The 26,953-nt window shown below is 69.6% G+C and carries 21 protein-coding genes and 1 tRNA gene; 13 read left to right on the top strand and 9 right to left on the bottom strand.

Annotated features, from left to right (window positions below; translation table 11 throughout):
• Window positions 1-264 precede the first annotated feature (264 nt).
• Window positions 265-1,011: a GGDEF domain-containing protein gene (locus ASD79_RS07295; protein ID WP_235524352.1), complete on the bottom strand. Its 747-nt coding sequence runs from the start codon at window positions 1,009-1,011 to the stop codon at window positions 265-267.
• Between the two features lie 232 nt (window positions 1,012-1,243).
• Here ASD79_RS07295 and ASD79_RS07290 point away from each other — a divergent pair, with 232 nt between their 5' ends.
• Together ASD79_RS07290 and ASD79_RS07285 are read left to right on the top strand one after the other, a co-directional pair.
• On the top strand, window positions 1,244-2,008 hold the full coding sequence (locus ASD79_RS07290) for an SDR family oxidoreductase (RefSeq protein ID WP_056720377.1): 765 nt from the start codon (window positions 1,244-1,246) through the stop codon (window positions 2,006-2,008).
• A gap of 116 nt (window positions 2,009-2,124) precedes the next feature.
• Window positions 2,125-4,692 (top strand): response regulator, encoded by a 2,568-nt coding sequence (locus ASD79_RS07285; RefSeq protein ID WP_056720376.1) that lies wholly within the window; start codon window positions 2,125-2,127, stop codon window positions 4,690-4,692.
• Window positions 4,693-4,859: 167 nt separating this feature from the next.
• Here the strand turns inward: ASD79_RS07285 and ASD79_RS07280 are convergent, their stop codons facing one another.
• Window positions 4,860-6,011, bottom strand: coding sequence for an aminotransferase (locus ASD79_RS07280; RefSeq protein WP_056720375.1), 1,152 nt, complete (start codon window positions 6,009-6,011; stop codon window positions 4,860-4,862).
• A 250-nt stretch (window positions 6,012-6,261) separates the two neighbouring features.
• On the opposite strand from ASD79_RS07280, the gene ASD79_RS07275 reads away from it, so the two are divergent.
• The 3 genes from ASD79_RS07275 to ASD79_RS07265 all read left to right on the top strand — a co-directional run bounded on the left by ASD79_RS07275 (window position 6,262) and on the right by ASD79_RS07265 (window position 9,293).
• Entirely contained in the window at window positions 6,262-7,875 is a 1,614-nt protein-coding gene (locus ASD79_RS07275) for a hypothetical protein (protein ID WP_056720374.1), read from the top strand.
• Entirely contained in the window at window positions 7,875-8,978 is a 1,104-nt protein-coding gene (locus ASD79_RS07270; protein WP_082584834.1) for an HlyD family secretion protein, read from the top strand. Before ASD79_RS07275 ends, ASD79_RS07270 begins: the two co-directional genes overlap by 1 nt.
• A 63-nt stretch (window positions 8,979-9,041) precedes the next feature.
• Entirely contained in the window at window positions 9,042-9,293 is a 252-nt protein-coding gene (locus ASD79_RS07265; RefSeq protein ID WP_056720373.1) for a GlsB/YeaQ/YmgE family stress response membrane protein, read from the top strand.
• Between the two features lie 74 nt (window positions 9,294-9,367).
• Here ASD79_RS07265 and typA read toward each other — a convergent pair whose 3' ends face one another.
• Window positions 9,368-11,203 carry a translational GTPase TypA gene (gene typA, locus ASD79_RS07260; RefSeq protein ID WP_056720372.1) on the bottom strand — a complete coding sequence of 612 codons (1,836 nt, stop codon included), beginning with the start codon at window positions 11,201-11,203 and terminating at the stop codon, window positions 9,368-9,370.
• Window positions 11,204-11,922: 719 nt separating this feature from the next.
• Here typA and ASD79_RS07255 point away from each other — a divergent pair.
• Window positions 11,923-12,267, top strand: coding sequence for a hypothetical protein (locus ASD79_RS07255; protein ID WP_156400407.1), 345 nt, complete (start codon window positions 11,923-11,925; stop codon window positions 12,265-12,267).
• A 103-nt stretch (window positions 12,268-12,370) separates the two neighbouring features.
• Here ASD79_RS07255 and ASD79_RS07250 read toward each other — a convergent pair whose 3' ends face one another.
• Window positions 12,371-13,291 carry an N-formylglutamate amidohydrolase gene (locus tag ASD79_RS07250; RefSeq protein ID WP_056720370.1) on the bottom strand — a complete coding sequence of 307 codons (921 nt, stop codon included), beginning with the start codon at window positions 13,289-13,291 and terminating at the stop codon, window positions 12,371-12,373.
• A gap of 178 nt (window positions 13,292-13,469) precedes the next feature.
• On the opposite strand from ASD79_RS07250, the gene cpdR reads away from it, so the two are divergent.
• The 3 genes from cpdR (at window position 13,470) to ASD79_RS07235 (ending at window position 14,847) form a co-directional block, all read left to right on the top strand.
• Window positions 13,470-13,826 (top strand): cell cycle two-component system response regulator CpdR, encoded by a 357-nt coding sequence (gene cpdR / locus ASD79_RS07245; RefSeq protein WP_007672892.1) that lies wholly within the window; start codon window positions 13,470-13,472, stop codon window positions 13,824-13,826.
• Between the two features lie 98 nt (window positions 13,827-13,924).
• Window positions 13,925-13,999, top strand: a tRNA-Val gene (locus tag ASD79_RS07240).
• A 365-nt stretch (window positions 14,000-14,364) separates the two neighbouring features.
• Window positions 14,365-14,847, top strand: a complete 483-nt coding sequence (locus ASD79_RS07235; protein WP_056720369.1) for a hypothetical protein — start codon at window positions 14,365-14,367, stop codon at window positions 14,845-14,847.
• Between the two features lie 111 nt (window positions 14,848-14,958).
• Here ASD79_RS07235 and ASD79_RS07230 read toward each other — a convergent pair whose 3' ends face one another.
• The gene (locus ASD79_RS07230; protein WP_235524355.1) at window positions 14,959-17,817 is read right to left on the bottom strand and encodes a winged helix-turn-helix domain-containing protein; all 2,859 of its coding nucleotides are present in this window, start codon (window positions 17,815-17,817) and stop codon (window positions 14,959-14,961) included.
• Between the two features lie 94 nt (window positions 17,818-17,911).
• A complete protein-coding gene (locus ASD79_RS07225; RefSeq protein WP_056720367.1) occupies window positions 17,912-18,760 on the bottom strand; it encodes an oxidoreductase in 849 nt (282 codons plus the stop codon).
• A 112-nt stretch (window positions 18,761-18,872) separates the two neighbouring features.
• Between ASD79_RS07225 and ASD79_RS07220 the strand changes: the two genes are divergently transcribed.
• The 3 genes from ASD79_RS07220 to ASD79_RS25410 all read left to right on the top strand — a co-directional run bounded on the left by ASD79_RS07220 (window position 18,873) and on the right by ASD79_RS25410 (window position 21,939).
• Entirely contained in the window at window positions 18,873-19,778 is a 906-nt protein-coding gene (locus ASD79_RS07220) for a LysR family transcriptional regulator (RefSeq protein WP_056720366.1), read from the top strand.
• A 92-nt stretch (window positions 19,779-19,870) separates the two neighbouring features.
• Entirely contained in the window at window positions 19,871-20,536 is a 666-nt protein-coding gene (locus ASD79_RS07215) for a sulfite oxidase-like oxidoreductase (protein WP_056720365.1), read from the top strand.
• Window positions 20,537-20,712: 176 nt separating this feature from the next.
• On the top strand, window positions 20,713-21,939 hold the full coding sequence (locus tag ASD79_RS25410) for an OmpA family protein (RefSeq protein WP_056720364.1): 1,227 nt from the start codon (window positions 20,713-20,715) through the stop codon (window positions 21,937-21,939).
• Between the two features lie 189 nt (window positions 21,940-22,128).
• On the opposite strand, the gene mnmD is transcribed toward ASD79_RS25410, so the two are convergent.
• From mnmD to motA, 3 genes are all read right to left on the bottom strand, one after another.
• Window positions 22,129-23,925 carry a tRNA (5-methylaminomethyl-2-thiouridine)(34)-methyltransferase MnmD gene (gene mnmD, locus ASD79_RS07205; RefSeq protein ID WP_056720363.1) on the bottom strand — a complete coding sequence of 599 codons (1,797 nt, stop codon included), beginning with the start codon at window positions 23,923-23,925 and terminating at the stop codon, window positions 22,129-22,131.
• A gap of 94 nt (window positions 23,926-24,019) precedes the next feature.
• Window positions 24,020-24,331: a hypothetical protein gene (locus ASD79_RS07200; RefSeq protein ID WP_056720362.1), complete on the bottom strand. Its 312-nt coding sequence runs from the start codon at window positions 24,329-24,331 to the stop codon at window positions 24,020-24,022.
• Between the two features lie 143 nt (window positions 24,332-24,474).
• A complete protein-coding gene (gene motA, locus ASD79_RS07195) occupies window positions 24,475-25,344 on the bottom strand; it encodes a flagellar motor stator protein MotA (RefSeq protein ID WP_056720361.1) in 870 nt (289 codons plus the stop codon).
• A 198-nt stretch (window positions 25,345-25,542) separates the two neighbouring features.
• On the opposite strand from motA, the gene ASD79_RS07190 reads away from it, so the two are divergent.
• Window positions 25,543-26,871 carry an MFS transporter gene (locus ASD79_RS07190; protein ID WP_056720360.1) on the top strand — a complete coding sequence of 443 codons (1,329 nt, stop codon included), beginning with the start codon at window positions 25,543-25,545 and terminating at the stop codon, window positions 26,869-26,871.
• The last annotated feature ends 82 nt before the right edge of the window (window positions 26,872-26,953 follow it).

The following is a 26,953-nucleotide window of genomic DNA, read 5'->3' as shown; positions in this document are numbered from 1 at the left end:
GGGTGCTCCGCCGCGCCTTCGCGGCGGGGTCTGATGGACGCAACGCCACAGCGCCCGTCCGACTACGGACGGGACACCGGCGATGGAACGCCCTCAGGCCGCGCTAGGCAAGGGGCGGCCTAACTCAGGTTGTCATCCCGGAAGCCTCGTAGAGGCTGTCCGGGACCCAGGGGCCGGCGCGGTGCGGTGGCTCCTGGGTCCCGGCCTTTCGCTTCGCTACAGCCGGGATGACAACAACGGGGGAGCGTCAATGGAGCCCGAACCCTAAGCCCGCAACCCGCCCTTGGCGCGGTGCAGGGCGGCGTCGACGTGGTGGACGAACACGCCGGGACGGAGCTCGGTGTCCGCGCTGGTCGCCACGCCGACCGCGGCCCCTCCGATCCTGAGCGCCAGATCGTCGACCTCGAACGGCGCTTCCAGGGCCCGGACCAGCCGCTGGGCGGGATGTCTGGCGGCCTGGGGGTTGGCGAGGCGGGGCAGCACGATGGCGAATTCGTCGCCGCCCAGTCGCGCGACCGTCTCGCCGTCGCGGGCGACCGACTGAAGGCGGTCGGCGACCATCCGCAGCAACCTGTCGCCGACCGGGCGGCCATGGGCGTCGTTGATCGGCTTGAACCGTTTCAGATCGATCAGCACCAGGCCGGTGACCTCGTCGCCGGTCTTGCGCGCCTGCAAGGCCTGGCCCAGGACGTCGAGCATCCGGTTGCGGTTGGCCAGGCCGGTCAGCGGGTCCTGGGTCTCCAGCTGGGCGAGACGGCGCTCGGCCTCCAGCCGCCTGTCGGACTCGGCGCGCAGTTCCAGCGCCTTGAGGATCGCGAATGCGGCGAGGGCGACGGCCGCCAGGAACGAGGCCGCCGCGTCGATCCGCCAGCTTTCAAGGCCGCGGCCGAATGTTCTCTCGAATACCTCGAATTCGATGCCGGCCTCGAGGGCGAGAAAGCCCGCGCAGACAAGAACGCCAACATGTTGCAGGCGATTAAGTGAAGGGAATTTCTCTAAAGTCCTCATCATGGTCTTCATTAACCATTGTCGCGCAAGCGCGGTGGATGTGGATATCAAGGCCCCCTCTATATTTAACAGTACATGACATTTCGGCGTGGGCTAGCGTGGTGCAGCAATAGGTCGCAGAGCGCTGCCGCGCCTGTGCTCGGCCGTTCCCGGCTTGATCGTTCCCGGCTTGACGGGCGCTCCCGGCGACACCACTGTGCAGGAAATTCAAACAAACGTTTTAGGGAGCGTGGCCATGACCCTCTTCGACCTCACCGGCAAGGTGGCGATCATCACCGGCAGCTCGCGCGGCATCGGCAAGGCCATCGCCCAGCGCATGGCCGAGCACGGCGCCAAGGTGGTGATCTCGTCGCGCAAGGCGGGGCCGTGCGACGAGGTGGCGGCCGCGCTCAACGAAAAGCACGGGGCCGGGACGGCCATCGCCGTGCCCGCCAACATCGCCGCCAAGGAAGACCTGCAGCGCCTGGTCGACGAGACCCGCAAGGCGTTCGGCAAGATCGACATCTGCGTCTGCAACGCCGCCAGCAATCCCTATTACGGCCCGCTTGCCGGCATCGCCGACGACCAGTTCCGCAAGATCCTCGACAACAACATCATCAGCAATCACTGGCTGATCTCGATGGTCGCCCCGGAGATGCGCGAGCGGAAGGACGGCTCGGTGATCATCATCAGCTCGATCGGCGGCCTGCGCGGCAACGCCATCATCGGGGCCTACAACATCAGCAAGGCCGCCGACTTCCAGCTGGCCCGCAACCTGGCCCACGAGTTCGGCCCCGACAACGTGCGGGTCAACTGCATCGCGCCGGGCCTGATCAAGACCGACTTCGCCAAGGCCCTGTGGGACGACCCCAAGACCCTGGAACGCTCGACCGTCGGCGTGCCGCTGCGCCGCATCGGCGAGCCCGACGAGATCGCCGGGGCGGCGGTCTACCTGGCCTCGAAGGCCGGAACCTTCATGACCGGACAGGCTTTGGTTGTAGATGGCGGGGCGACAATTTAGGGGTTTATTTTCCCCGCCCGTCGCCATCTCGCGACCGAACGTCGCGCGAAGCCGATCTTAACTTCAAATACAGGCCCTTTTCCGTACCGTGGCGCGGTTCATCAGGAAACCGTGGCTTGCGGCGCTTCGTACTGTTCCTCGCGGCGATCGCAACCTTGTTGGCCGGGATTGGCGGAGTCGCGTCCGCGACGCCGCAGTCGGCCAAGCTGGACGCCCTGTATCGCGAGATCAGCCTGCACGACACCCGCCCCCCGGCCCGGGAGAACGAGGACATCGAGCGGGCCGGGCGCCGGGCGCTGCGGCAGACCGGCGAGAAGCGCCTCTTTGGCCTGTGGGCCGTGCTCTATGCCTACAAGAGCAACCAGATCCAGCCGCAGTTCGACAACTGGGCCCGCCACGTGCGCCAACTGGCGCGGACCGAGAACGACCGCGAACTGCTGGCCCTGGTCGACATGCTGGACACCGCCTATCGCCACGAGTCGGGCGGTTTCCGCACCTTCACCGACGCCGACTGGTCGCGCTTCCTCGACCGGTCGGGGCCCAATGTCCGGATGATGGCGGCGGTCGAGCGGGTGCGCACCCTGGGCCGTTCGGGCCGCTGGGCCGACGCCTCGCGCCTGGCCGCCGAGGTCATGCTGCAGATGGAGCGCAAGGGCGCGATCGCCCGGCCCCTGCTGGCCGAGGCCCACCAGGTGCATTCCTACACCCTGTCCTACATCGGCGATAAGGAAGGCGCGCTGGACCACATGACCCAGGCCGCTCGCTTGGACGAGGGCAACGCCTTCTACATGCGCAAGCTCGAGCGGATCTACGATATCGCCTACACCGCCGCCGAGGTGGGCGAGCTGAAGGCCGCCGAGCACTTCGCCAGCGTGCACCACCACATGACCCAGGCGGCCCGCGATCCGGACCTGCTGACCTGGGATCGCTATCTGTGCGCGCGGATCGCCCGCGAGCGGCACGCGCCGGCCAAGGTTCTCGACTGCCTGGCGGAGGGTGGGGAGCCGCTCAACCATCCGACCAACCGCCTGACGGGGATGAGCCTGCGGCTGCGCGGCCAGGCCCGGGCCGAGCTGGGCGACGCCGCCGGCGCCAAGGCCGACCTGGCCGTGCTGCGCGCCATTCCGGCCGAGACCCTGGAAGCCGACCCGCAGGCCGAGCTGCTGCTCAGCGCCTATATCGCCCTGGCCGACGGCCATGGCGACGAGGCCTTCCGCCTGCTCGACCGCTGGCGGACGGAGGACCACGAAGCCAGCCAGGCGGCCCAGGCCCGCAACGGCGCCCAGATGGCTTCGGCCCTGGAGACCGAGCTGCGCTCCAAGCGCGACGAGAGCCGCCGCCTGACCGCCGAGGTGGAGCTCAACCGCCGCCTGGCCCACGCCTCGATCATCATCGCCATGCTGCTGGCGGTCCTGGTGGTGGGCGGCGTGGCCTGGGGCGTCTACCTGCGCCGGGCCTCGGTGCGGCTGAAGGACGCCCGCGGTCGGGCCGAGGCGGCCAACGAGGCCAAGTCGGCCTTCCTGGCGGTGATGAGCCACGAGCTGCGCACGCCGCTGAACGGCATGCTGGGCATGGCCCAGGCCCTGCGCGGCGAGGCGCTGGAACCGCGCCAGCGCGAACAGGTCGAGCTGATGATCGACAGCGGCGACACCCTGCTGGTGCTGCTCAACGACATCCTCGACCTGTCGAAGATCGAGGCCGGCAAGCTGGAGATCGCTCCGACCGCCGGCGACCTGGTCGGGGTCTGCGCCCGGCTGGTCGGCGGCTACCAGCCCACGGCCCGCGAGAAGGGCGTCGACCTGACCTTCACCGTGATGGGCGCGCCGCCGCCGACCCTGCTGTTCGACGCCGTGCGGGTGCGCCAGTGCCTGGCCAACCTGCTGTCCAACGCCCTGAAGTTCACCGTCGTCGGCCGGGTCGAGGTCACCCTGACCTGCACGCCCGATCCCGCCTCCGGGCGGCTGGGCGCGCGGCTGGTGGTGTCCGACACCGGCATCGGCATGAGCGCCACGACCCTGCCTCGGCTGTTCGGCGCCTTCACCCAGGCCGACGCCTCGACCACCCGCACCTTCGGCGGCACGGGGCTGGGCCTGAACATCACCCGCCGCCTGGCGCAGCTGATGGGCGGCGAGATCCTGGTCGACAGCCATGAGGGCCGGGGTTCGACCTTCACCCTCGGCTTCCTGGTCGACGCCGCGTCGGTCGAAGGCGCCGACCCGGCCATCGTCGGCTTCGGCGGGGCGCTGGACGACGAGGGCCTCTCGCCCCTGCACGGCCGCCGGGTGCTGGTGGTGGACGACCACCCGGTCAACCGTCGGGTCATCAAGCTGTTCCTGGCCCCGTTCAACTGCGACCTGGTCGAGGTCGAGAACGGCCACCAGGCCCTGGACGCGCTGGAGGCCGAGGCCTTCGACCTGGTGCTGATGGACGTCAACATGCCGGTGATGGACGGGCTGGAGGCCACGCGCCGGCTGCGACGCGATCCGCGCTGGGCCGGCCTGCCGGTCATCGCCCTGACCGCCGACGTCATGCGCACCCAGATCGACACCTGCCTGCAGGCCGGGATGGACGCCCACGTCGCCAAGCCGATCGACCTGCGCGACCTGCTGTCGGTGATGGTCCAGGTGCTGGCGAAAGGCGGCGAGGCGGTGACCCGGGTCGGGTCGGATCGGACGCTGGCTTAAGGGCCTTCCCAACTCCTCCCCCTGTGGGGGAGGTGTCGGCGAAGCCGACGGTGGGGGGAGTGATACGATTTCGACCGCCCGCCGGATCGACCGACCCTAAACCTCCCCCCACCGATCGCTGCGCGATCGCCTCCCCCAAAGGGGGAGGACCTATCCCAGCCGCCCGCCTACCCCCGCGCCGCCGCTAGCCGCCGCACCGCCTCGTCCAGCGTGTCGTCGGCCTTGGCGAAACACAGGCGCAGGATGTTGCGCACCGGGTCCTGGGCGTAGAAGGCCGAGACCGGGATGCTGGCCACGCCGTGGTCGCGCACCGCCCGCAGGCTGAAGGTCCGGTCGTCTTCGGTTACGCCCGAGGCGGCCAGGTCGATATTGAGGAAATAGGTCCCGCCGCTGTCGAGCACCTGGAAGCCGGCCGCCGTCAGCCCCGTCTCCAGCCGGTCGCGCGAGCGCTGCAGGCCGGCGGGCATGGCCTCGAACCAGTCGCCGGGCTCGCTCAAACCGAAGGCCACCGCCTCCTGCAGGTTGGGCGGGGTGGTGAAGGTCAGGAACTGGTGGGCGCCGGCCAGAGCCTTGGTCAGGGCGGGGGCGGCGCACAGGAAGCCGACTTTCCACCCCGTCATGCCGAACATCTTTCCGGCCGAGCCGATCTTCACCGTCCGCTCGCGCATGCCCGGATAGCCGATCAGCGGCCGGTGCCGGCGACCATCGAACACCACGGCCTCCCAGACCTCGTCGCAGACGGCGATCACGTCGTGGCGGACGCAGAACTCGGCGAGCAGGGCCAGGTCCTCGTCCGGGGTGACCACGCCGGCCGGATTGAGCGGGGTGTTGAGCACCACCAGCCGCGTCCGATCGCTGAACGCCGCCTCCAGCATCGCCTGGTCGAACCGCCAGTGGGGCGGGGTCAGGCGCACCAGTTTCGGAACGCCGCCGGCCCGCTTCACCATCGGCAGATAGGCGTCGTACAGCGGCTGGAACAGCACCACCTCGTCGCCGGGCGAGATCAGGCTCAGGAACGCCGCCGCCAGGGCCTCGGTCGCGCCGGAGGTGACGGTGACCTCGGTCTCCCAGTCGAGGTCCAGGTCCTGGGTGCGGCCGTAATGGCCGGCCACCGCCTGGCGCAGGGCCGGCAGGCCGCGCATCGGCGGGTACTGGTTCGTGCCGGTCAGCAGCGCCTCGCCGGCCTTGCGGCGCAGGGCGATGGGCCCCGGGTCGTCCGGAAAGCCCTGGCCCAGATTGATCGCCCCGGTCTGGCGGGCCAGGCCGCTCATCTCCTCGAAGATGGTGGTGGGCAGGTCGGCATAGACGGGGTGAACCATGGCGCGGGGTCTCCTCGGGCCTTGCCTAGCACAGGTTGTGTGAGGGGGAGGGTCTGGTGATACTTAGGCCGTCCCAACGATCGTCCCTCCCCCTCGTGGGGAGGGTGGCGGCGCAGCCGACGGGTGGGGGCCGGTGCAGGGAGCCAATGCGGCGGCTCCCCCACCCGACCCCTTCGGGGCCACCCTCCCCGCAAGGGGGAGGGAAAACGCATAGAGGGAACCAATCGCCCATGGTGGAGCTTCACCCTAGGTGACCGACGCCGCCGCTCCAGCCCCGCCCCCGCCGCCGCCCTGGACCTGGGCGCACGGGCTCTCCTACGGCGCGGTGTCGCTGCTGCTGGGGCTGACCCAGGGGCTGGGGGCCAATCTGGTCAACAACAACCTGCCCTGGATCCAGGGTTCGCTCGGCGCCTACACCAGCGAGTCCGCCTGGCTGTCGATCGCCTATACCGCCACCAACGCCACCATCGCCCTGCTGGCCGTCAAGTTCCGCTTCCAGTACGGGCTGAGGCTGTTCGCCGACATCGGGCTTGGCCTGTTCATCGTCATCGGCCTGGCCCACCTGCTGACCAATGACCTGCGCTCGGCCATCGCCGTGCGGGCGGCGGCGGGCGTGGCGGCCACCGCCCTGTCGACCCTGACCCTGCTCTACATGGTCGAGGCCGTGCCGCCCGAGCGGCGGGTGATGGGCCTGGCCCTGGGCATCGGCTGGGCGCAGCTGGCCCTGCCGCTGTCGCGGCTGGTGTCCTCCAACCTGCTCGACACCGGCCAATGGCATGGGCTGTACCTGGCCGAGATCGGGCTGAGCGTCATCTGCATCGCGGCGGTCAACCTGCTGCGCCTGACGCCCGTTCCGCGCATGTCGATGTTCCAATGGCGCGATTTCCTGACCTTCGCCCTGTTCGCGCCGGGCATCGCCCTGCTGTGCGTGGTGCTGGGCCAGGGGCGCTACGTCTGGTGGTTCGATTCGCCGTGGCTGGGCTGGTGCCTGGCCGCGGCCGTCGTGCTGCTGGTCGCCACGGCCCTGGTCGAGCTGCATCGCGAAAAGCCGTTGATCCACCTGCGCTGGCTGACCAGCGCCGATCTGCTGCGCCTGCTGGTGATCATCCTGCTGTTCCGCATCGTGCTGTCGGAGCAGGGCGTCGGGGCGTTCGGCCTGCTGCAGGTCCTGGGCATGAACAACGACCAGATGGCCGGGCTGTCGTGGGTGATGCTGGCCGCCACCCTGGCCGGGATGATCATCGTCGCCCTGACCATCAACCCGCTGCACGTCAGCACCCCGGCCCTGGTCGCCCTGCTGATGGTGGCCTTCGCCGCCTGGCTGGACAGCCGGTCGACCAGCCTGACCCGGCCCGAGCAGATGTATCTCAGCCAGGGGATGATGGCCTTCGCCGGGGCGCTGTTCCTGCCCGCCGCCCTGCTGGCCGGCTTTCCGCGCGCCATGAAGATGGGCCAGGAATACATCGTCAGCTTCATCGTGCTGTTCTCGACCGGCCAGACCCTGGGGGCGCTGGGCGGCTCGGCGTTCCTGGGCACCCTGATGACCGTGCGCGAGCGGGTCCATTCGGCCGCCATCACCGACCACCTGACCCTGACCGACCCGCAGGTCGCCCTGCGGCTGAAGCAGTTGTCGGGCGGCTATGCCGGCGTGCTGACCGACCCCGCCCTGCGGACCGGGGAGGGCGCGGCCCTGCTGGCCCAGCAGGCGACGCGCGAGGCCACGGTGCTGGCCTATGACGACGTGTTCGCCACGGTGGCCGTGCTGGCCCTGATGGTGTTCTTCTACCTGTTGTTGCTGCGCGTCCGCGCCGAGCTGCGCCAGCGGCGCGAGGCCCGGACGCCGACGCCCGCGGAGGCCGCCTGATGTCCGACCCCCAAGCCGCGCCCCAGGCTCCAACGGCGCCGCCGCCCCCACCGGCGCCCCCACCGGCGCCCAAGCGCCTGTGGTCGCGCGCGGCGATCCCGGTGGTGGTCGCCGGGCTCGGCGGGGTGCTGCTGGTGCTCTACGCTTGGCGCCTGCCGCCGTTCACCGGCACGGTCCAGAGCACCGAGAACGCCTATGTGCGCGGCTACGTCACCCTGCTGGCCCCCAAGGTCGACGGCTATGTGGTGGCGGTGGCGGTCAAGGACTTCCAGCCGGTGGCCAAGGACCAGGTGCTGGTCCAGATCGACGACCGCATCTTCCGCCAGAAGCTGGCCCAGGCGCAGGCGGCCGTGCAGTCGGCCCAGGCGGCGCTGGACGCCAATCTCCAGGCCCAGACCTCCAACGCCGCCCAGATCCGCCTGGCCCAGGCCCAGGCCGAGAGCGGCCGGGCGGCCCTGGCCAAGGCCCAGGTCGACCTGCGCCGGGCCGAGCCGCTGCTGGCCAAGGGTTGGCTGGCCGCCAGCCAGCGCGACGTGCTGGCCGTCGCCCTGCGCCAGGCCACGGCCGGCGTCGCCCAGAGCGAGGCCAATATCGACATCGCCCGCCAGGCCCTGGTCACCACCAAGGTCAATCGCGAGTCGCTGCAGGCTTCGCTGGCCAGCGCCCAGGCGGCGGTGGAGCTGGCCCGCATCGATGTGGCCAACACCACCATCCGCGCCCCCGAGGACGGCGCCGTCGGCGAGGTGGGGGTCAAGCTTGGCCAGTATGTCGCCGTCGGGACCCAGCTGATGGGCGTCGTGCCACGCCAGACCTGGGTGACGGCCAACTTCAAGGAGACCCAGACGGCGAAGATCCGCGTCGGCCAGCCGGCGGTGGTCGAGGTCGACGCCCTGGGCGGGCTGAAGCTGCGCGGCCGCGTTGAGCGGCTGGGCCCGGCCACCGGTTCTGAGTTCGCGGTGATCAAGCCCGACAACGCCACCGGCAACTTCACCAAGGTGGTCCAGCGCCTGCCCACCCGCATTGTCCTGGATCCGAACCAGGACGACGTGGCCCGCCTGCGGCCGGGGATGAGCGTGGTGGCGCGGGTCGATACGGCGAATTGACTCGCAACCATCGCGGTCCTTCGCGCATTCTGGTCGAAACTTGGCTGTTAGGGAGACAACGACATGAACGGTGTGGGCTTTATCGGCGCGATCATCATCGGCATCTTCGCCGGCTGGCTGGCCGAGAAGATCATGGGCCGCAATCACGGCCTGCTGACCAATCTGGTCGTCGGCTTGGTGGGAGCCCTGATCGGCGCCTTCCTGGCCAGCATGTTCAACATTCACTTCATGGGCTGGGTCGGCAGCATCATCGTCTCGACGATCGGCGCGGTCCTGCTGCTGTTCCTGCTGGGGCTGTTCAAGAAGCGCGCCTGACGCTTCGCCCATGACGAAAAAGGCCGCCGTCCCGGAGGACGGCGGCCCATTTGTTGTCCGGAAGGGCGTGAAGCCTATTCTTCCTTGACGCGACGCTTGCGGAACGACGGGTTCAGCACCTGCTTGCGCAGGCGGATGTTCTTGGGCGTCACTTCCACCAGCTCGTCTTCCTCGATGTAGGCGATGGCCTGTTCGAGGGTCATGCGGCGCGGCGGGGTCAGGCGGATGGCCTCATCCTTGCCCGAGGCGCGGATGTTGTTCAGCTGCTTGGCCTTCATCGGGTTGACGTCCATGTCGTCACCCCGGGCGTTTTCGCCGATGATCATGCCCAGGTAGGTCTTCTCGCCGGCCCCGACGAACATGACGCCGCGATCTTCCAGGTTCCACAGCGCGAAGGCCGCCGTTTCACCGTCGGAGTTGCTGATCAACACGCCCTTGCGCTGTTGGTCGAGGGCGCCCTTGTAGGGCTCGTAGTGGCTGAACACGCGGTTCAGCACGCCCGAACCGCGGGTGTCGGTCAGGAACTCGCCCTGATAGCCGATCAGCGAACGCGACGGGGCGACCAGCGAGATGCGGGTCTTGCCGGCGCCCGACGGGCCCATGTCCTTCAGTTCGGCCTTACGGGCCGACAGCTTCTCGATGACGATGCCCGAGAACTCGTCGTCGACGTCGATCATGACGTCTTCCATCGGCTCCAGGCGTTTGCCGGTTTCCGGGTCGGTCTGGTACACCACGCGCGGACGGCTGATCGACACCTCGAAGCCTTCGCGACGCATGTTCTCGATCAGGACGCCCAGCTGCAGTTCGCCGCGGCCGGCCACCTCATAAGCGTCGCCTTCGGTCGACTCGGTGACCTTGATGGCCACGTTCGATTCGGCTTCCCTCAGCAGGCGGTCGCGGATCACGCGGCTTTGGACCTTGTCGCCTTCCTTGCCGGCCAGCGGGCTGTCGTTGACCGAGACGGTCATCGAGATGGTCGGCGGATCGATCGGCTGGGCGGGCAGGGCCTCGGTGACGTCCAGGGCGCACAGGGTGTCGGCCACGGTCGCCTTGGACATGCCGGCGATGGCGACGATGTCGCCCGCCTCGGCGCCTTCGTCGACCGGCGAGCGCTTCAGGCCGCGGAAGGCCAGCACCTTGGTGATGCGGCCGCGTTCGATTTCCTTGCCGTCACGATCCAGGGCGTGAATGGCCATGCCAGGAACGGCCTTGCCGCTCTCGATGCGGCCGGTCAGCAGGCGGCCCAGGAACGGGTCGGCTTCGACCAGCACGTTCAGGATCTGGAACGGCGCGTCCTTCTTCGCGATCTGCTTGGGTTCCGGCACGTGGCGGACGATCAGGTCGAACAGCGGGGCCAGGTTATCGTTGGGGACGTTCAGGTCCATCGTCGCCCAGCCGGCGCGGCCCGAGGCGTAGATGTGCGGGAAGTCCAGCTGCTCGTCCGTGGCGCCGATGGCGGCGAACAGGTCGAACGCGGCGTTGTGAACCTTGTCCGGATCGGCGTGGGCGCGGTCGACCTTGTTGATGCAGAGGATCGGGCGCAGGCCCATCTTCAGCGCCTTGGTCAGCACGAACTTGGTCTGCGGCATGACGCCTTCCTCGGCGTCGACCAGCAGGACGCAGCCGTCCACCATGCCCAGGATGCGTTCGACCTCGCCGCCGAAGTCGGCGTGGCCGGGGGTGTCGATGATATTGATGCGGGTTTCGCCCGCTTCGCCGTGCCACAGCACGCTGGTGCACTTGGCCAGGATGGTGATGCCGCGCTCGCGCTCCTGGTCGTTGGAGTCCATGGCGCGTTCGGTCGTGGCCTCGTTGGCTCGGAAGACGCCGGACTGGGCCAGGAGCTGATCGACGAGCGTGGTCTTGCCATGATCGACGTGCGCGATGATGGCGATGTTTCGCATGGACATGGAGAAGGCGAACTTTCGGGGAAGAACAAGGAGTTTGACGCAGTGAGCGTCAGGCGCGCGGCTTTTACGCGACTGCGCGACGTTTATCCACCCCACCCCTGCATATCAGATTCAGACGGAAACCGGTGTCAGCCCGAAACCCCTTAATTTCAGGGTGTTTTGGGAAGTTGCGCACGGAGGTCGTTTCTTTGGCAACTAATTGTGCAGCGCAGCATAGTGCAAAAAATAGCCAAGCTTTGGGGGTGATGTTCGCCGACCCTTGTGCCACAAAGGGTTTCTGAGGGGCGCGAGAGAAAAACCGACAACGCTGTCGAAGATTTTGCTTGATGCGTTTCGCACCGCACCCTATAAACGACCTGTGAGGCGGCGCTGCCGCCTCTGCCCTTCCTGGGCGTTTCCTCCCTAATGAACTGCCCGGCTTTCGAGCCGGGCTTTTTTTTGGCCTGAGCTCAGGGAGCGTTGGGCGCCTCCGGCCGCGCGCCTTTTCTCTGGCCGGTATCGACCGCGCGTTTGGCGCCACGGGCGGAGGCGATTGTTCGCTCTCGAGAACTCGGATTCGACAGCGCGGCCCGGCAGCGAGTCTTATCGCGGCTTCCTGTAGCAATCGGTTTTGGCAGCGAGGAACCCATCGCCTGCTGTTGTCTGGATCTCTACTATAGGTTATGTCGGTGTTTGAAAATGCTAGAGATAAATTGCGGAATTGGTGGGGAAATAAACAGATGTGTAATATCAAGGCGAAAATTGCTGTGGCAGTCGTCTCATCTATGATTGGCTTGTCGTTCAGCCAGCCCGCCAGGGCGGAATTTTGCTACGGAGAGAAGGTCGGAAAGGTAATAGTTTCCGGAGAGTACATATACTTTACGACCAACAAGACGTGCACGGCTTGGTGTCAAATTCCCGCAAGCTGGTCATCCGAGGCGAAGAACCGCGCCTATTCCATGCTGCTGACCGCCAGATCTACCAATACATTGGTGAATTTCAGTTGGCCGGCGGCGTCGAGCGCCTGCACGGCCTTGCCAGCTTTCGCGCTCTTCGATCAAATCGAACTCGCGGCTGACTTCTGACCGGCAACGCCGCGGTTTGCGGATGCGGTGCGAGCGTCGCCAGGTCAGCTCACTCCAGCGTGGAGCGCGGGTGACGGATGAGACGAGCCTGGAGCGGGGAGGCTCAGAGCACCTCGTTCCAATTCGTTTCCGCCAGTTGCCGGGTCACCGACTCGATATCCGCCTTCAGCCGCGCCAGGCCTTCGGTCGGCTCGCGGGTTGTCTCGTTCATATAGAGCGCGCGGTTGATCTCGACCTGGATGGCGTGGGTGCGCCGGGTCGGGCGGCCGTAGTGCTCGGTGGTGTAGCCGCCGGCATAGGGGGCGTTGCGGGCCACGCGGTAGCCCAGCCCCTCCAGGGTCTTTTCCATCAGCCCGGTCAGTTGGGGCCCGCAGGCGGCGCCGAACCGGTCGCCCAGCACGATGTCGCACGGCCCGCCGCCCTTGGCCCGATGGCCGCGCGCCGCCGCCGCCGGCATCGAGTGCCAGTCGACCAGGATCGCCAGGCCGTGGGCCTTGCGGGCCTGGGCCAGCAGCCGGTCCAGGGCGTCGTGATAGGGCTGGTGGGCGGTCTCGATCCGGGTCTTGGCCTCGGCGAAGGTCAGCTTGCGGGCGTAGATCGGGCGGCCCTCGCCGGCCACCCGGGCGATCGCCCCCAGGCCCGCCGCCACCCGGGCCGTGCGGGCGCGGGCGAACTCGGGCAGGTCGTCCTCGAACATCGCCGGATCCAGCTCCCAGGCGTCGCGGTTGAGGTCGATATAGGCCCGCGCCAGCCGGGCCCGGATCACCGCGATCCCCAGGGCGGGCGCGCCGCCGATCAGGTCGTCGACGAAAGCGTCCTCCGAGCCGCGCAGGTCCTGGGTCCCCAGGCGCGCGGCGGCCATCATCTCCGGCGGATAGAGCCGGCCCGAATGGGGCGAGGCGAACACCAGCGGCGTGGGCGGCGGCTGGTCCTCCGGGGCGGCGCGCAGAACCTCGAAGGCCGGCGCGAAACCTTGCCCCGCCGCCGCCGGCGTATCCGAAGCGATCGGCTCCCAAGCGTTCATGGGCTTATTGTCGCGGTCGCGCGGTCCAGGGTCAAACGGCAACGGAACCGCGCTATAAGGGTAAATGCCGACAGCCAAGCTTTTGCTGTGGACAGGAGGGCCCGGGTTCATCCGCGATTTACCGTCCTTCTCTAGAAACGAGCTTTCAAACCCCGACGATCGCCTGGAAACTGACCGCATGGCCCGCATCCTCCTCGCCGAAGACGATGACTCCCTCCGCGGCTTCCTGGCGCGCGCGCTGGAGCGGGCCGGATTCGAGGTCACCGCCTGCGCCGACGGCGAAGAGGCCGTCCAGCACCTGGACACCGCCTGGGACCTGCTGCTGACCGACATCGTCATGCCCGGCATGGACGGCATCGAGGTGGCCCGCCAGGCCGCCGCCCGCGACCCTTCCCTGCGCATCATGTTCATCACCGGCTTCGCCGCCGTGGCCCTGTCCGCCCAGGACCGCGCGCCCGCCGGGGCCAAGGTCCTGTCCAAGCCCGTGCACCTGCGCGACCTCGTCTCCGAAGTCGAAAAGATGATGGCCGCGTAAAATTTTATGGCGCGGCTTGCGTCATCCGAAAGCCGCCGCTATACCCCCACACCTTCCCGCCCCGGACGCTTTTCAAAGCGCTTCAGGGCCGCTTTGGCGGACGCGTAGCTCAGCGGGAGAGCACCTCGTTGACATCGAGGGGGTCACAGGTTCAATCCCTGTCGCGTCCACCATTCCTCTTCCCAAGTCGATCAAGAGCTTGAACCTTGGCGCCGGCCGCTGGTTCTTGCGCGCGCGCCCCCCGTATCGACCTGAAACGGCGGCTTCTCCGGCGCCGCGGGCGCTGAATCCTTGGCTTCCCGAAGAGAGAACATTAGCGGGCTCTCTGGAGCCGCCACCGCCACCGCCCCTCGGCGCCAACCATTTCAGGCAGCTTCGATCATCCGCCTGGCGGCTTGGACGAGCAGACCCGAGCGGGTGCAACCCTGCTGCTTCCGATCTACATTCTACATTGATGTAAATATCATTGACTCTCAACCCTTGCGGTTGTCATTCTGGTTGCGATCCAACGAAGGGTTGCAAGTGGGAGGAAGGCGTCATGCTCAAGAGCGCCTCTATTCTGTCCGCCGCCGTCCTGGCCGCCGCTGGCTTGGCCGCTCCCGCCTCGGCCGCGACGTTCACCCCCAATCCGCTCAGCAGCGTCACGTTCACCGGCAACCTGACCATTCAGCAACCTGGATCGATCGTCACCTGCGCCGTCACGCTGACGGGTTACGTGCCTGGCGGCGGTAGCATGGTCGTGATTACCCAAGCCTCGTTCAGCGGAAGCTGGCAATGTGGCGCGCTGGTCGCGCCCACCGGACTTCCTTGGTACCTGCATCCGAACACCACGACTTCGGTCACGCTCCAGGGCATCGGCCTCAAGACGATGGTCGGATCCTGCAGCGGCAACGTGAATACCGGCTGGATCAACGGTTCGCCGGGCAAGATTGACTTCGTCGGCGTCACGATCCCGGGCTCGCCCGGCGCCTGCACCGTCACCGGCGCCCTCAACAGCTCGCCGTCGCTGACGATCATCTGAGCTGCCTGGTGTGTCTGGAGGGGACGCCCGACCTGGCCAGGGCCGGGACAGGAAATCGTCCCCGTCAGCGCCCGTGGCGGCCTTTGATCCAAGGCTTCCTGGCGGCGGCTTTCAGGCCGTGCCCCACGACGCCAACAGCGCCTGGGCGCGTCGCAGGTCGGGGGCGTCGAAGCCTTCCGTGAAGCGGGCATGGACCTCGCCCAGCAGGTCGTGCGCCTGGCGGGTCTCGCCCCGGGCGGCGCGCAACTGGCCCAGGCTGATGGCGGCGCGCAGTTCCCAGGTCAGCGCCCCCTCGTGGCGGGCCCGCGCCACGGCGCGGTTCAGGGCGGCTTCGGCCAGGCCGGCGTCGCCCTTCGACAGCGCGATCTCGCCCTGGACGCGCAGCAGCTCCGTCGCGCACCAGCCGCCGTGTGTCTCCGCCCGAGCCGCCGCCTCGGCGACGACCGCCAGGGCCTCGTCCGCGCGGCCCTGGTCGATCAGCAGCTGGGCCAGGTCGATCCGGTGCGGCGTGGCGAACATGGCGTTGCGGGCTTCGTCCAGCGCCGCCAGGCCGGCGCGCAGCCGCGCCTCGCCGCGCGCCAGGTCGCCGCGCTGGACCGCTAGCTGGCCTTCCAAAGCGACGGCGCAGGCCAGATAGGCCCTCAGGCCGCTCTTCTCGGCCAGGGCCTGGAGTTGGGCGATCAGCCGCTCGGCGGCGTCCAGGTCATCCAGCCGCAGCGCCAGGGGGCATCGGCACCAGGTCAGGGCCAGGCACAGGGACACCGGATCGCCGCCGGCCTCGGCCTCGGCGGTCAAGGCCCGCGTGGTCCGCGCCGACGAGGCGAGCCGGCCCTGGGCCCAAAGCCCGGCCGCCACGGTCACCTGGGCGTAGATCGCGTGGATCGTGCCTTCGCGGATGATGTGGGCCTGGCGGACGGCGTCGATCTTCTGATGCGCCTCCCGGCCGGCCGCGACGGCCTCGTCATAGCGGGCCAGCAGCATCAGGGCGCTGCTCAGCACCGCCTGGGCCCGTCCGAGCGCCAGGCCGTCGCCGGTCAGGGTCGCCACGGATACGGCGCGCTTGGCCAGGGCCAGGGCCTCGTCGAAGTCCTCGAAGCGGTGGCGGATGGCCGCCAGGGCGAGCAGGGCCTGAAGTTGCCAGCCCCGTTCGTCGAACGCCTCGGCCAGGGCGCAGGCCCGGGTCAGGGCCTGCTGGGCGCGGTCGCTGGTGCTCTGGGTGTACATCAACGCCAGGCCCAGGGCGCATTGCAGCACCATCTCGCGGCGGGTGCCGCGGTCGGCGTCGCTCAAGGCGTCGACGGCCTTGGCCATCCAGTGGTGACACTCGGGCAGCAGGTACATGTGCAGCAGGATCGGCGCCGAGCCCGCCGCCAGGGCGGTGGCGACCTCTTCGTCGCCGCCGGGCCCGAACGCCCAGGCCAGGGCGGCGCGGATATTGTCGATCTCGGCGGCGACCACGGCCAGGAACGCGCCATCGGCCGCCTTCGCCGCGCTGTCCACCAGGTCCCGGCAGTAGACCGCCTGCCGGCGGCTGGCGGCCTGGATCTCGCCGTGTTCGGCCAGCTTTCGCAGGGCGAAGGCCCGGGTGGTCTCCAGCAGGCGCAGGCGCAGCTCGCCGTTGGCGAAGTGCGGGGTGACCAGCGACTTCAGCATCAGGCCGGTCATCAGGTCGGCGACCGTCGCCGTGTCCTCGGGCGTTTCGGCGGCGACGGCGGTGGCCGATTCCAGGGTGAAGCCGCCCATGAACACCGACAGCCGCCGAAACAGGCTCTGTTCGGGCGCGCTGAGCAGCTGGTAGCTCCAGTCCAGGGTCGCGCCCAGGGTGCGGTGGCGGGCCGGCGCCGCGCGACGGTCGGCGACCGCGGGCTCCAGCCGGGCGTCCAACCTGGCCGCCAGGTCCTGGACCCCGAACCGTTCGACGCCGGCCGCCGCCAGCTCGATCGCCAGCGGCAGGCCATCCAGCACGCGGCCGATGCGCGCGGCGCTGGGCGCGTCGGCGTCGGTCAGGACAAAGCCGGCCATGGCCGAGGCGGCCCGTTCGGCGAACAGCTGGACCGCCGGAAAGGCCAGGGCCTGGGCGGCGGCGAGTCGCGGTGAGTCCGCCGGGCTTTCCAGCGACGGGACGCGATAGGCCTGTTCGCCCTCGATCCGCAGCGGTTCGCGGCTGGTGGCCAGGATCCGCACGCCGGGCGCGTTCTCCAGCAAGCTCGTGGCGATGAAGGCGACCTGCTCGATCACGTGCTCGCAGTTGTCGAGCACCAGCAGCATCTGCTTGTCGCGCAAGGCGTTGACCAGGCCGGGCAGGGGATCGTCGGCGGGCATGGCCAGGCGCAGGGCCTGGGCCAGCACGGTCGGCGCCAGGCGCGGATCGATGATCGCCCCCAGCTCGACCAGCCAGACGCCGTCGGCATAGGCGTCCGTCAGGTCCTCGGCCATGGCCATGGCCAGGGCCAGGGCGGTCTTGCCGATACCGCCGGGGCCGATCAGGGTCAGCAGCCTTCGCTTGTCGAGCCGCCGCCGCAGGTCGCCGACCAGTGTGTCGCGTCCGACCAGGCGGGGGGTCTGGGACGGCAGGTTGTTGGCCCCGAGCCCCGGCCCGGACCCGGCGGCGACGGAACGGGCGGGCGAGGCCGGGCCCTCGATGACGGTAACGGGCGCGACGAGGGCGTAGCCTTGCCCCGGCGTGTTGACGATGTAGCGAGTCCCCGCCAGGCCGTCGTCCAGCGCCCGCCGCAGGGCCGCGACGTGCACGGTCAAGGTCCCGTCGATGACGTGGGTGTCGGGCCAGGCGCGGAGGGCCAGGTCCTGCCGGGAGACCAGTTGGCCGGCCCGCTCAACCAGAAGGGTCAGGATGTCGAAGGCCCGTCCGCCCAGGCGAACCGGCCGGCCGTCGCGCAGCAGGGCCCGCTGGGCGGTCAGCAGGCGGAACGGGCCGAACGCGAAGCCGCTGGCGGCCGGAACCGCGGTCACGTCAACCAAGTTCGTCTCTCTCGATAGGTCGGGAATCTGGATTTCGCCGACCGTATGGCCGCGCCGGTGGCGTGTCCATGGCTCCCGGCGGTGATCACGCCGGGTCGTGCGCGGTCGCCGCCCCCACGTCCTCCCATGCCGCCAGATCGGCCAGCAGCGTCTGGGCGTGACCGCGCACTGCCTCGACCGCGTCGGCCCCCAGCTGCAGCCGAAGCGGCGTCTTGTCCGCCTCCAGCGCCTGGACGATGGCGGCCGCCGCCTTGCGCGGATCGCCGGCCTGGGTTCCGTGCATGTCGTGGGCGAAGGCGCGGGTGGGGCCGACGGTGTCCTGATAGGCGTCCAGGATCGGCATGTGGCGCATGCCGGCCCCGGCCAGGTCGGTGCGGAACTGGCCGGGCTCGACGATCAGCACCTTGATCCCGAACGGCGCGACCTCCTGGGCCAGGGCCTCGGAGGCGCCTTCCAGGGCGAACTTGCTGGCCGAATAGGCCGAGAAGCCGGCGAACGACATCTGGCCGCCCAGGCTGGAGACGTTGACGATCGCGCCCGCGCGCTGGGCCCGCAGCACGGGCAGGGCGGCCCGGATCACGGCCATGGCTCCGAAGAAGTTGGTGTCCATGATCGCCCGCAGCTCTGCGTCCGGGGTCTCCTCCAGCGCCCCGACCACGCCGTAGCCGGCGTTGTTGATCAGGATGTCGATCCGGCCGAACCGAGCGACCGCCGCGGCGACGGCGGCCTGGGCGTCGCCGGGCTGGTCGACGTCGAGCTTGGCGGCCAGCACTCGCTCCGGCGCCAGGGCGACCAGCGCCCGCAGCCTGGCGGGCGCGCGAGCCGTGGCCACCACGTTGTCGCCCAGCGACAGGGCGTGTTCGGCGAAGGCGCGGCCAAAGCCCGATGCGGCGCCGGTGATGAACCAGGTCTTGGGGAGGGGGATGTCGGTCATGGCGGGCTCCTGTCGGCGAGGCGTTCCGTTTGAACGCCAGGCGAAGATCGCAGTCGATCGATCCGGCGATAAGGCGGTTCAAATCGCATTGGTCATTCGATATTGTGCATGAATGGACCGAGAGCTGATCGCCCATTTCCCAGTGGTTCTGGCCGTCGCCCGCCGCGGCGGCTTTGGGGCGGCGGCCGCCGAACTGGGCATGAGCCCTTCGGCCGTCAGCCACGCGGTCAAGACGGTGGAAGAGCGCCTGGGCCTGCCGCTCTTCGCCCGCACCACCCGCAGTGTCGCCCTGACCGAGGCCGGGGCAGGGTTCGTCGCCACGGTGGGTCCCGCCCTGACCGAGATCGGCGAGGCGGTCGAGCGGCTGCGCGCGGCCAAGGGGCGGATCACCGGCGTGCTGCGCCTGAACGCGCCGCGCATCGCCCAGCGCATGGCGCTGACGGCGGTCATCGCCGAGATGGCCTGGCGCCATCCGGACCTGGTCATCGAGGTGACGTCCGACGACGGCCTGGTCGACATCGTGGCCGGCGGCTTCGACGCCGGCGTGCGGCTGGGCGAGATGATCGCCCAGGACATGACGGCCGTGCGGCTGACCCCGCCGTTCAAGGCGATCATGGTCGCCGCGCCCGGCTATATCCAGGCGCGGGGCGAGCCAGGGACGATCGCCGACCTGGCCGACCACAACTGCATCGGCTTCCGGCTGATCTCGACTGGCGGCGACTATGCCTGGGAGGTCCAGGAGAACGGCGTCGACACGGCGGTGAAGGTGCGCGGCAGCGCCCGGGTCACCGACCCGCTCTACGCCCGCGACCTGGCCCTGGCCGGGGTGGGGCTGGCCTATGTGTTCGAGCCGCTGGTGCGCGAGGACATCCGCGAGAAGCGGCTGCGCTGGGTGCTGGCCGACACGGCGATCGAGGAGCCGGGCCTGTTCCTGTATTTCCCTCGCCGAGCAGCCCAGGCGCCCAAGCTTCGCGCCTTCATCGACGTCGCGCGCGCGGTGTTGAAGCTCCGCGCCTAGTTCCTTGCCTTGCCGCCTCGGCGGGGCGAAATCGTGCAAGGCGGCGGCGCGATCTTGCGTCACCCTGGCCAGGCCGCCTTCCGGAGCCCGCCATGAGCGACGAGGACCATCCCCCCGAAAAGCCCACCAAGCTCACCCGCAACAAGGAGGCGTGGGCGCACGAGGGCAAGTTCCTGACCGGCCGGACCGCCAGGCCCGGCGCCCAACGCCTGCCGCCCGGCCAGAAGGAGACGCGAAACTGGCCGGTGCTCGACCTGGGTCTCAAGCCCGACATCCCGCGCGAGGACTGGAAGCTGCGGATCGAGGGCCTGGTCGAGCGGCCGGCGGTCTGGGACTTCCAGGCCCTGCTGGCCCAGCCGCAGAGCGAGCCGGTTTCCGACATTCACTGCGTCACCACATGGTCGCGCTACGACAACCCTTGGCGGGGCGTGGCCACCGGCGACCTGCTGGCGGCGGTGCGGCCACGCGACGAGGCGCGGTTCGTGGTGCTGCACGCCTCGGACGGCTACACGACCAACCTCGCGCTGGACGACTTCGCCCATCCGGACGCCCTGGTCGCCCACGGCTGGGAGGGCCGCCCCCTGACGGCCGAGCACGGCGGGCCGGTGCGCCTGGTCGTGCCGCACCTTTACTTCTGGAAGAGCGCCAAGTGGCTGAAGGCGATCGAGTTTCGCGCCCAGGACCAGCCCGGCTTCTGGGAGGTGCGTGGCTACCACAATCGCGGCGATCCCTGGCGCGAGGAGCGTTATGGGGACTGAAAGCGGGGCCTTGGGAAGGCGATCTGGAGGCGAGTTCCATCGCTCAAGTCACGATCTCGACGTAAATAGCGATGCCTGTGGCTGATCGGCCACACCCGAATTCACTTTTAGCGCGTTGTCGTCGTGAGGTCGCTCCTACACCCGACCTCAAGACATTCACGTAGAGGGTTCACATCATGAAAATCCGGTTGCTGGCTGGTGTTGCGACGTTGGCGCTTTGCGCCGCGTCGGGCGCCTCCGCCCAAAGCGCGTTGAGCGGATGGTACGTCGCCGGCGACGTCGGGTACCATACGACCGACGGCGTCAAGGGCACCTCGTCTGTCAACGCCACGGACGGCCAACCTTACAAATGGACGTTCTCGGCCGATGACGATTGGGCCGCCTTCGGCCGTATCGGCTATCGCTTCACCCCCAACTGGCGGGTCGAAGGCGAGTACGGCTATCGCAGCGGCGACATCAGCGGCGTTCGCGGTTCGGCCGGCCGTCCGCAGCCGCAGGGTCTCTGCACCGCCGGCGTCGAGCGCACCGTCGCCGCCCCCAAGTGCGGCGAGCCGGACGGCGAGCTGAAGGCCACCACCCTGATGGCCAACGTCATCTATGACTTCCTGCCCGACTCCCAATGGCGTCCGTTCATCGGCGCCGGCGTCGGTACGGCGTGGGTCCACAACAAGGTCTATGGCCAGTTGAGCGGCGTTCCCACCGGCGCCGCCCAGTTCCAGAACACCAGCTTCGACGACGTCGACCAGGCCCTGGCCTGGCAGGGCCTGCTCGGCATCGCCTGGGACTTCGCCCCGAACTGGTCGCTGGACCTGACCGGCCGCTATCTGCAGACCGACGACCTGCAATGGGGTTCGGTCACCGCCAACACCGGCGGCCCCGGCCACTTCGGCGCCGTGACCGACGTCGGCACCTTCGAAGGCAAGTACAAGGACACCTCGCTGACGCTCGGCGTCCGCTACACCTTCGGCTCGCCGCCGCCCCCGCCGCCCCCGCCGCCCCCGCCGCCGCCGCCGCCGCCCCCGCCGGAACCGCCGCCCCCGCCGCCGCCGCCTCCGGTTGCCGCCTACGAGGCGCGTGAGTTCGTGGTCTACTTCCCGTTCGATCAGTACGTGCTGACGCCGGAAGCCCAGTCGGTGGTTTCGGAAGCCGCGAACTACGCCAAGGGCGGCAACGCCACGAAGATCGTGGTTGTCGGCCACACCGACACCTCGGGTTCGCCGAAGTACAACGCCCGTCTGTCGGAGCGTCGCGCCAAGGCCGTCGCCGACGGTCTGGTCGGAGCCGGCGTCGCGGCCACCACCCTGGCCGTGGACTGGAAGGGCGAAAGCGAACCGGCCGTCGCCACGGGCGATGGCGTGAAGGAACCGCTGAACCGCCGTTCCACGATCTCGATCAACTTCTAAGATCTAGATCGCGAACAAGGTTGAGGGCCCGGCGGCGACGCCGGGCCCTTTTTCTATGCGCGTGACCCTGGCCGCGGGCGGATCAGGGACGCGACGGGTTGGGCAGCAGACGCGGTTGTCGCGCAGACGACGGTGCGGATGCGGTTCATCGCATTCTCCCAATGTCCCCGATCCCGGAAACCATAGCGCTCAGGGTTGATCGCGCGACGAAAACCGCGCCGGTTCGACCAGGGCCGACAGGTCGCGGGGTAGGGGCGAGGGCAGGTCCAGAATCCGCGCGGCCAGATGCTCGGCCAGCAGCGGCGCCAGGCAAAAGCCCCGTCCGCCCAGGCCGCCCAGCACGAACAGGCCGGGCGGGGCGTCGGGCACGGCGCCGGCCAGCGGCAGGTGGTCGGCGGTGGCGGCGCGCAGGGCCGCGCGGCCCTCCAGTGGGGCGTCCGCCAGCCTGGCGGCCAGCGCCGGCAGCCCCTTGGCCAGGGCCTCGAGATTGCGGGCGTGGTCGGCCGGTCGGACATCGGTCTCGACGGCGTCGCGGTCGTGAGTGGCGCCAAACAGCAGGCCGTCGCGGGTGGGCGCGACGTAGCCGCCGAAGGCTGCGGGGGCGGGGCAGGGGTGGTCGGTCCAACTGGTCTGACCCCGCACCGGCCGCAAGGGCGCTCGCGGCCACAGCCGGGCCTGACCGGCTCCGCCGGCCAGCACCATGGCGTCGACCTGCGCCAGGCAGCCGTCCTGCGCGTCGAACAGCCGCCAGACCGCACCGTCGTGGGCGATGCGGGCGACCTGGACGGCGACGGCTTCGCCCCGCCAGGCTTCGAGCACCCGGGACGGCTCGACGACCAGGGCGTCGGCCATGAGCAGGGCGTCCGGCGCGGGTTCGCCCAGCCGCGGCGTCGCCGTCTCGGCGTCCAGCAGGCGCATGGAGCCGGGCTCGAACAGGTCCTGCCCGGCCACGGCGGCGTGGCGTGGCCGATCGCGCGGGGTCGTGGCCAGTTTCAACACCCCACGGGCGATCACCGCCTCGGGCAGGGCCGCGTACAACGTCACGGCGCGGGCGAAGGCCTGGGCGGGCAGGGCGGCGCGCGGGCCGCCGCCGGCGTCCAGGGCTGGGGTGACCAGGGCGGCGGGATTGCCCGAGGCCGGCGCCAGGCCGTCGTCGAACACCGTGACCTCCAGGCCCTGGGCGCGGGCCGCGCGGGCCATGGCGGCGCCGGCGATCCCGCCGCCGACCACCGCCAGACGGCGCGGGCGCGGCGCGGCGGCCGGCTCGGTGTCAGGCCTATTTGGCATGCGGGCCTCCAGGCGCTGCTTCTTGCGGCCGAAGCCCGGGCGCCTGTCGACCTGGAAGCCGGCGGCGGCCAGGCCGCGTCGCACCGCGCCGGCGACGGTGAAGGTGGCGGCCCGGGCCCCAGGGGCCGAGCGCGCGGCGACGGCGGCCAGGATCTCCTCGCGCCACATGGCCGGGTTGAGGGCCGGGGAGAAGCCGTCGAGGAACCAGGCGTCGGCCGCGCCCTCCCAGGCGGCCAGGGCCGGCTCGACGTCCATCACCGCCAGGTCGAGGGTCGCGTCGAAGCCCGGCAGGTCGATGCGGTGGAAGCCGCGCGCCCGGCCCGGCCAGTGGTCGAGCAGGACGCCGGCCGCCTCGCCCAGTTCGGGCCAGACCGCCAGGGCCCGGGCCGCCTCGTCGCGGGTGATCGGGTGGCCCTCGATCGAGAAGACATGCAGTCGGCCGCCTTCGGGACGCTCGCGCCGCCACAGGTCCAGCAGGGCGGCGATGTTCAGGCCCGTGCCGAAGCCCAGCTCGCCGACCGTGAAGTGGTCGCGCCCGGCCCAGGCGGCGGGCAGGTCGCAGCCGGCCAGGAACACCGCCCGCGTCTCGGCCAGGCCGTCGGCGCTGGAGAAGTAGACGTCGCCGTACAGCGCCGACTGGGGCATGCCGTCGTCGCGCCAGACCAGGGGGGAGCCGAGGGGAGGGGTGGGGTCGCTCATGGCGGTCTTATAGAAGAAGGGCCGCCCTCGCGGACGGCCCTTCGACGTTCTGGACGCGAAAACCTCGATGAGGCGTCGCGGAGCCGTTCAGGCCTTAGTGGGCCGGAGCGGCTTCCTTCTTTTCAGCCGGGGGGGGCGTGGCCGGGGCTTCGGCGGCGGTGGTGGCGTCGGCGGCGCCGGCGGCCGGAGCGGCGGCGGCGTCAGCGGCGGCCTTGTTGGCGTCGGCGGCGGCGCCGGCGGCGGTCGCGGCGGCGTCGGTGGCGGTGCTGGCCGAGGCGGCGGCTTCCTGGGCCTTCTGGGCCGAGGCGTCGGCGGCCGTTTCGGCCTTCTTGCCGCAGGCGGCGAGCGACAGGGCCGAGACGGCCATGCCGGCGATCAGGATGGAGCGGAGAACCTTGGTGGACATGGGCTTCCCTTACGTCTGTTATGTTCGCTGACGCGACCTTGGCGGCGCGTCACCAGCTCACAGAACATCAGTTCGAAGACGTGGGCAAGACATTTGTTCACGGATCCGTGATCATTCCGTGATCGCCTAATAGGACCTTGGTATCAGGTCTCGGCGGGGATCTGCTGCAGGGCCTCTTCCAGCTCCAGGAAGCTGGGTTGGGCCGGGGTCGGGACGTTGCCGCGGCCGATCTCGACGCTGATCTGGGCGGCGTTGCCGTGCAGGTGGGCGACCAGGACCGACTGGATGATCTTGTAGAACGAGCCCTCCTCGTCGACGACGGCCGTCAGGCGCGTGGCGAACGGGCCGACGATGCCATAGGCCAGGAACACGCCAAGGAAGGTGCCGACCAGCGCGCCGCCGATCATCGCGCCCAGCACGGCCGGTGGCTCGGTGATCGAGCCCATGGTCTTGATGACCCCCAGCACGGCGGCGACGATGCCAAGGGCCGGTAGGGCGTCGGCCAGGCTTTGCAGGGCGTGGGCCGGGGCCAGGCCCTCGTGGTGGTGCTTTTCGAGCTGCTTCTCCATCGCGTCCTCGACCTGGTGGGGATCCTCCAGGTTCATGGTCATCATCCGCAGGGTGTCGCAGATGAAGTCGACGGCGAAATGGTCCTTGGTGATCCTGGGGTAGCGCTGGAAGATCGTGCTCTCGCCCGGCCGCTCGATGTGGCTTTCCAGGGCGATGACGCCCTTGGACTTCATGGTCTTGGTCAGCAGGAACAGCAGGCTGAGCAGGTCGCGGTAGTCGCTGGTCTTCCACTTGGGACCGGCGAAGATCTTGCCCATGCCGGCGCCGGTGGCCTTGATCACCGTCATCGAGTTCGAGATCAGGAACGAGGCGATGCCCGCCCCCAGGATGCACATCAGCTCGTGCGGGGCGGCGTGAGTGATCACGTCCATTTTGCCGCCGGAGATGACGAAGCTGCCGAACACAAGGCCAAACAGCAGGACGATGCCGATGATCTGGAACATGACGAAGGAGGCCCCGGGTAACTTCAGCCGGGATCATCGCCGTTAATGCTTAATCCAAGGTGAGCAAGGGGCGCGGCGGGGGCCGGGGCGTGTTGCGCCTTTCGCCGCACCCGCCTAACAAGTGTTTGATGTCGGCCGATGGCGCCAGACCGGGGCAACCGGCGCGCTTCCTCCGTCCGCATCGCGTGGAGGGGAAGCATGACCGCAGCCAGCCCGGACGTTGTTCTGTCCGATCGCACCAAGGGCCGGGCCTTCGCCATCCTGTTCGCCGTGCTGCTGAGCAGCGCCGCCGGCAACACCGCCCTGCAGACCGTGCTGCCGGCCATCGCCCGCGAGGTCGGCATCAACGACGTGCTGATCAGCTCGATCTTCTCGCTGTCGGCCCTGCTGTGGGGGGTGATGTCGCCGGTCTGGGCCCGGATGTCCGACAAGCATGGGCGCAAGCCGATGGTGGTGCTGGGCATGGCCGGGTTCGCCGTCTCGATGCTGGGCTTCGGCTTCTTCATCTTCATGGGGCTGAAGGGGCTGATGGTCCCGCTGGCGGTGTTCGCCGGGGCGGCCCTGTCGCGGGCGATCTTCGGCCTGGTGGGCTCGGCCTCCAATCCGGCGGCCCAGGCCTATGTCGCCGACCGCACCGCGCCGGCCGAGCGCACCAACGCCCTGGCCACCATGGCCTCGGCCAGCGGGCTGGGCACGATCCTGGGTCCGGCCGTCGCGCCGTTCCTGGTCTTTCCGCTGCTGACCCTGTCGGGGCCGATGTTCGCCTTCGCCGCCATCGCGATGATCGTGCTGGTGCTGGTGGTGCGCGGCCTGCCCGAACGGCCCGAGGAGATCCCCGACCGCGAGGTGGGCGCGCGCGACAGGCCCCGGGCCCGGGTGCGCTGGAACGACCGGCGGATCATGCCCTTCATCGTCTACGGCTTCCTGCTGGCCTCGGCCCAGACGGTCAACCAGCAGACCCTGGGCTTCATGGTCATCGACAAGCTGGCGATCTCGCCGGCCAAGGCCGCCGCCTTCGCCGGCGTGGCGATGATGGCCGGCGCGGTGGCCAGCCTGCTGGCCCAGTGGGGCCTGATCCGCATGCTGCGGCTCAAGCCCCGGCAACTGCTGTGGCTGGGCGCGGGCTGCGCCGCCCTGGGCAACCTGATCGTCGCCTTCTCGCCCGACTACCACACCCTGGTCGTGGCCTTCGCCCTGTGCAGCCTGGGCTACGGCTTCGCCCGTCCGGGCTTCACGGCCGGCGCCTCGCTATCGGTCGGGCACGAGGAACAGGGGGCGGTGGCCGGGGCGATCAGCGCCATCAACGGCGCCTCGGTGATCATCGCCCCGGTGCTGGGCGTGGCGCTCTACAAGTGGGCCCATCCGACGCCCTACCTGATGAACGTCGCGGTGCTGGGCGCCCTGGTCGCCTACGCCCTGCTCGACCCGGTCATGCGCAAGGTCGGCGACGGCGTGGAGCCGCGCGGGGCCCGCGACGAGGCCCAGGTGGTGGACGCCAGCTCGATCGACGCCAGCGGTCCGCACTAGGCGCCGCCAGGGGGGGGGACGTCGAAGCCCTCGCCGCTTCCGACCTCGGATTATGACCTGGCCCTCCCGGGCTCTCATGGTC

The sequence above is a fragment of the Caulobacter sp. Root655 genome (assembly GCF_001427665.1).
GTDB lineage: Bacteria > Pseudomonadota > Alphaproteobacteria > Caulobacterales > Caulobacteraceae > Caulobacter.
The sequence above is the reverse complement of the archived record's forward strand: the minus strand, read 5'-3'. Positions and strand labels throughout refer to the sequence as shown.

Bases quoted from the DNA above. Each gene is read 5' to 3' on its own strand.
- ASD79_RS07295 (WP_235524352.1), bottom strand. From the start codon at position 1,011: ATGATGAGGACTTTAGAGAAATTCCCTTCACTTAATCGCCTGCAACAT.
- ASD79_RS07290 (WP_056720377.1), top strand. From the start codon at position 1,244: ATGACCCTCTTCGACCTCACCGGCAAGGTGGCGATCATCACCGGCAGC.
- ASD79_RS07280 (WP_056720375.1), bottom strand. From the start codon at position 6,011: ATGGTTCACCCCGTCTATGCCGACCTGCCCACCACCATCTTCGAGGAG.
- ASD79_RS07270 (WP_082584834.1), top strand. From the start codon at position 7,875: ATGTCCGACCCCCAAGCCGCGCCCCAGGCTCCAACGGCGCCGCCGCCC.
- ASD79_RS07265 (WP_056720373.1), top strand. From the start codon at position 9,042: ATGAACGGTGTGGGCTTTATCGGCGCGATCATCATCGGCATCTTCGCC.
- typA (WP_056720372.1), bottom strand. From the start codon at position 11,203: ATGTCCATGCGAAACATCGCCATCATCGCGCACGTCGATCATGGCAAG.
- ASD79_RS07255 (WP_156400407.1), top strand. From the start codon at position 11,923: ATGTGTAATATCAAGGCGAAAATTGCTGTGGCAGTCGTCTCATCTATG.
- ASD79_RS07250 (WP_056720370.1), bottom strand. From the start codon at position 13,291: ATGAACGCTTGGGAGCCGATCGCTTCGGATACGCCGGCGGCGGCGGGG.
- cpdR (WP_007672892.1), top strand. From the start codon at position 13,470: ATGGCCCGCATCCTCCTCGCCGAAGACGATGACTCCCTCCGCGGCTTC.
- ASD79_RS07235 (WP_056720369.1), top strand. From the start codon at position 14,365: ATGCTCAAGAGCGCCTCTATTCTGTCCGCCGCCGTCCTGGCCGCCGCT.
- ASD79_RS07225 (WP_056720367.1), bottom strand. From the start codon at position 18,760: ATGACCGACATCCCCCTCCCCAAGACCTGGTTCATCACCGGCGCCGCA.
- ASD79_RS07220 (WP_056720366.1), top strand. From the start codon at position 18,873: ATGGACCGAGAGCTGATCGCCCATTTCCCAGTGGTTCTGGCCGTCGCC.
- ASD79_RS07215 (WP_056720365.1), top strand. From the start codon at position 19,871: ATGAGCGACGAGGACCATCCCCCCGAAAAGCCCACCAAGCTCACCCGC.
- ASD79_RS25410 (WP_056720364.1), top strand. From the start codon at position 20,713: ATGAAAATCCGGTTGCTGGCTGGTGTTGCGACGTTGGCGCTTTGCGCC.
- mnmD (WP_056720363.1), bottom strand. From the start codon at position 23,925: ATGAGCGACCCCACCCCTCCCCTCGGCTCCCCCCTGGTCTGGCGCGAC.
- ASD79_RS07200 (WP_056720362.1), bottom strand. From the start codon at position 24,331: ATGTCCACCAAGGTTCTCCGCTCCATCCTGATCGCCGGCATGGCCGTC.
- motA (WP_056720361.1), bottom strand. From the start codon at position 25,344: ATGTTCCAGATCATCGGCATCGTCCTGCTGTTTGGCCTTGTGTTCGGC.
- ASD79_RS07190 (WP_056720360.1), top strand. From the start codon at position 25,543: ATGACCGCAGCCAGCCCGGACGTTGTTCTGTCCGATCGCACCAAGGGC.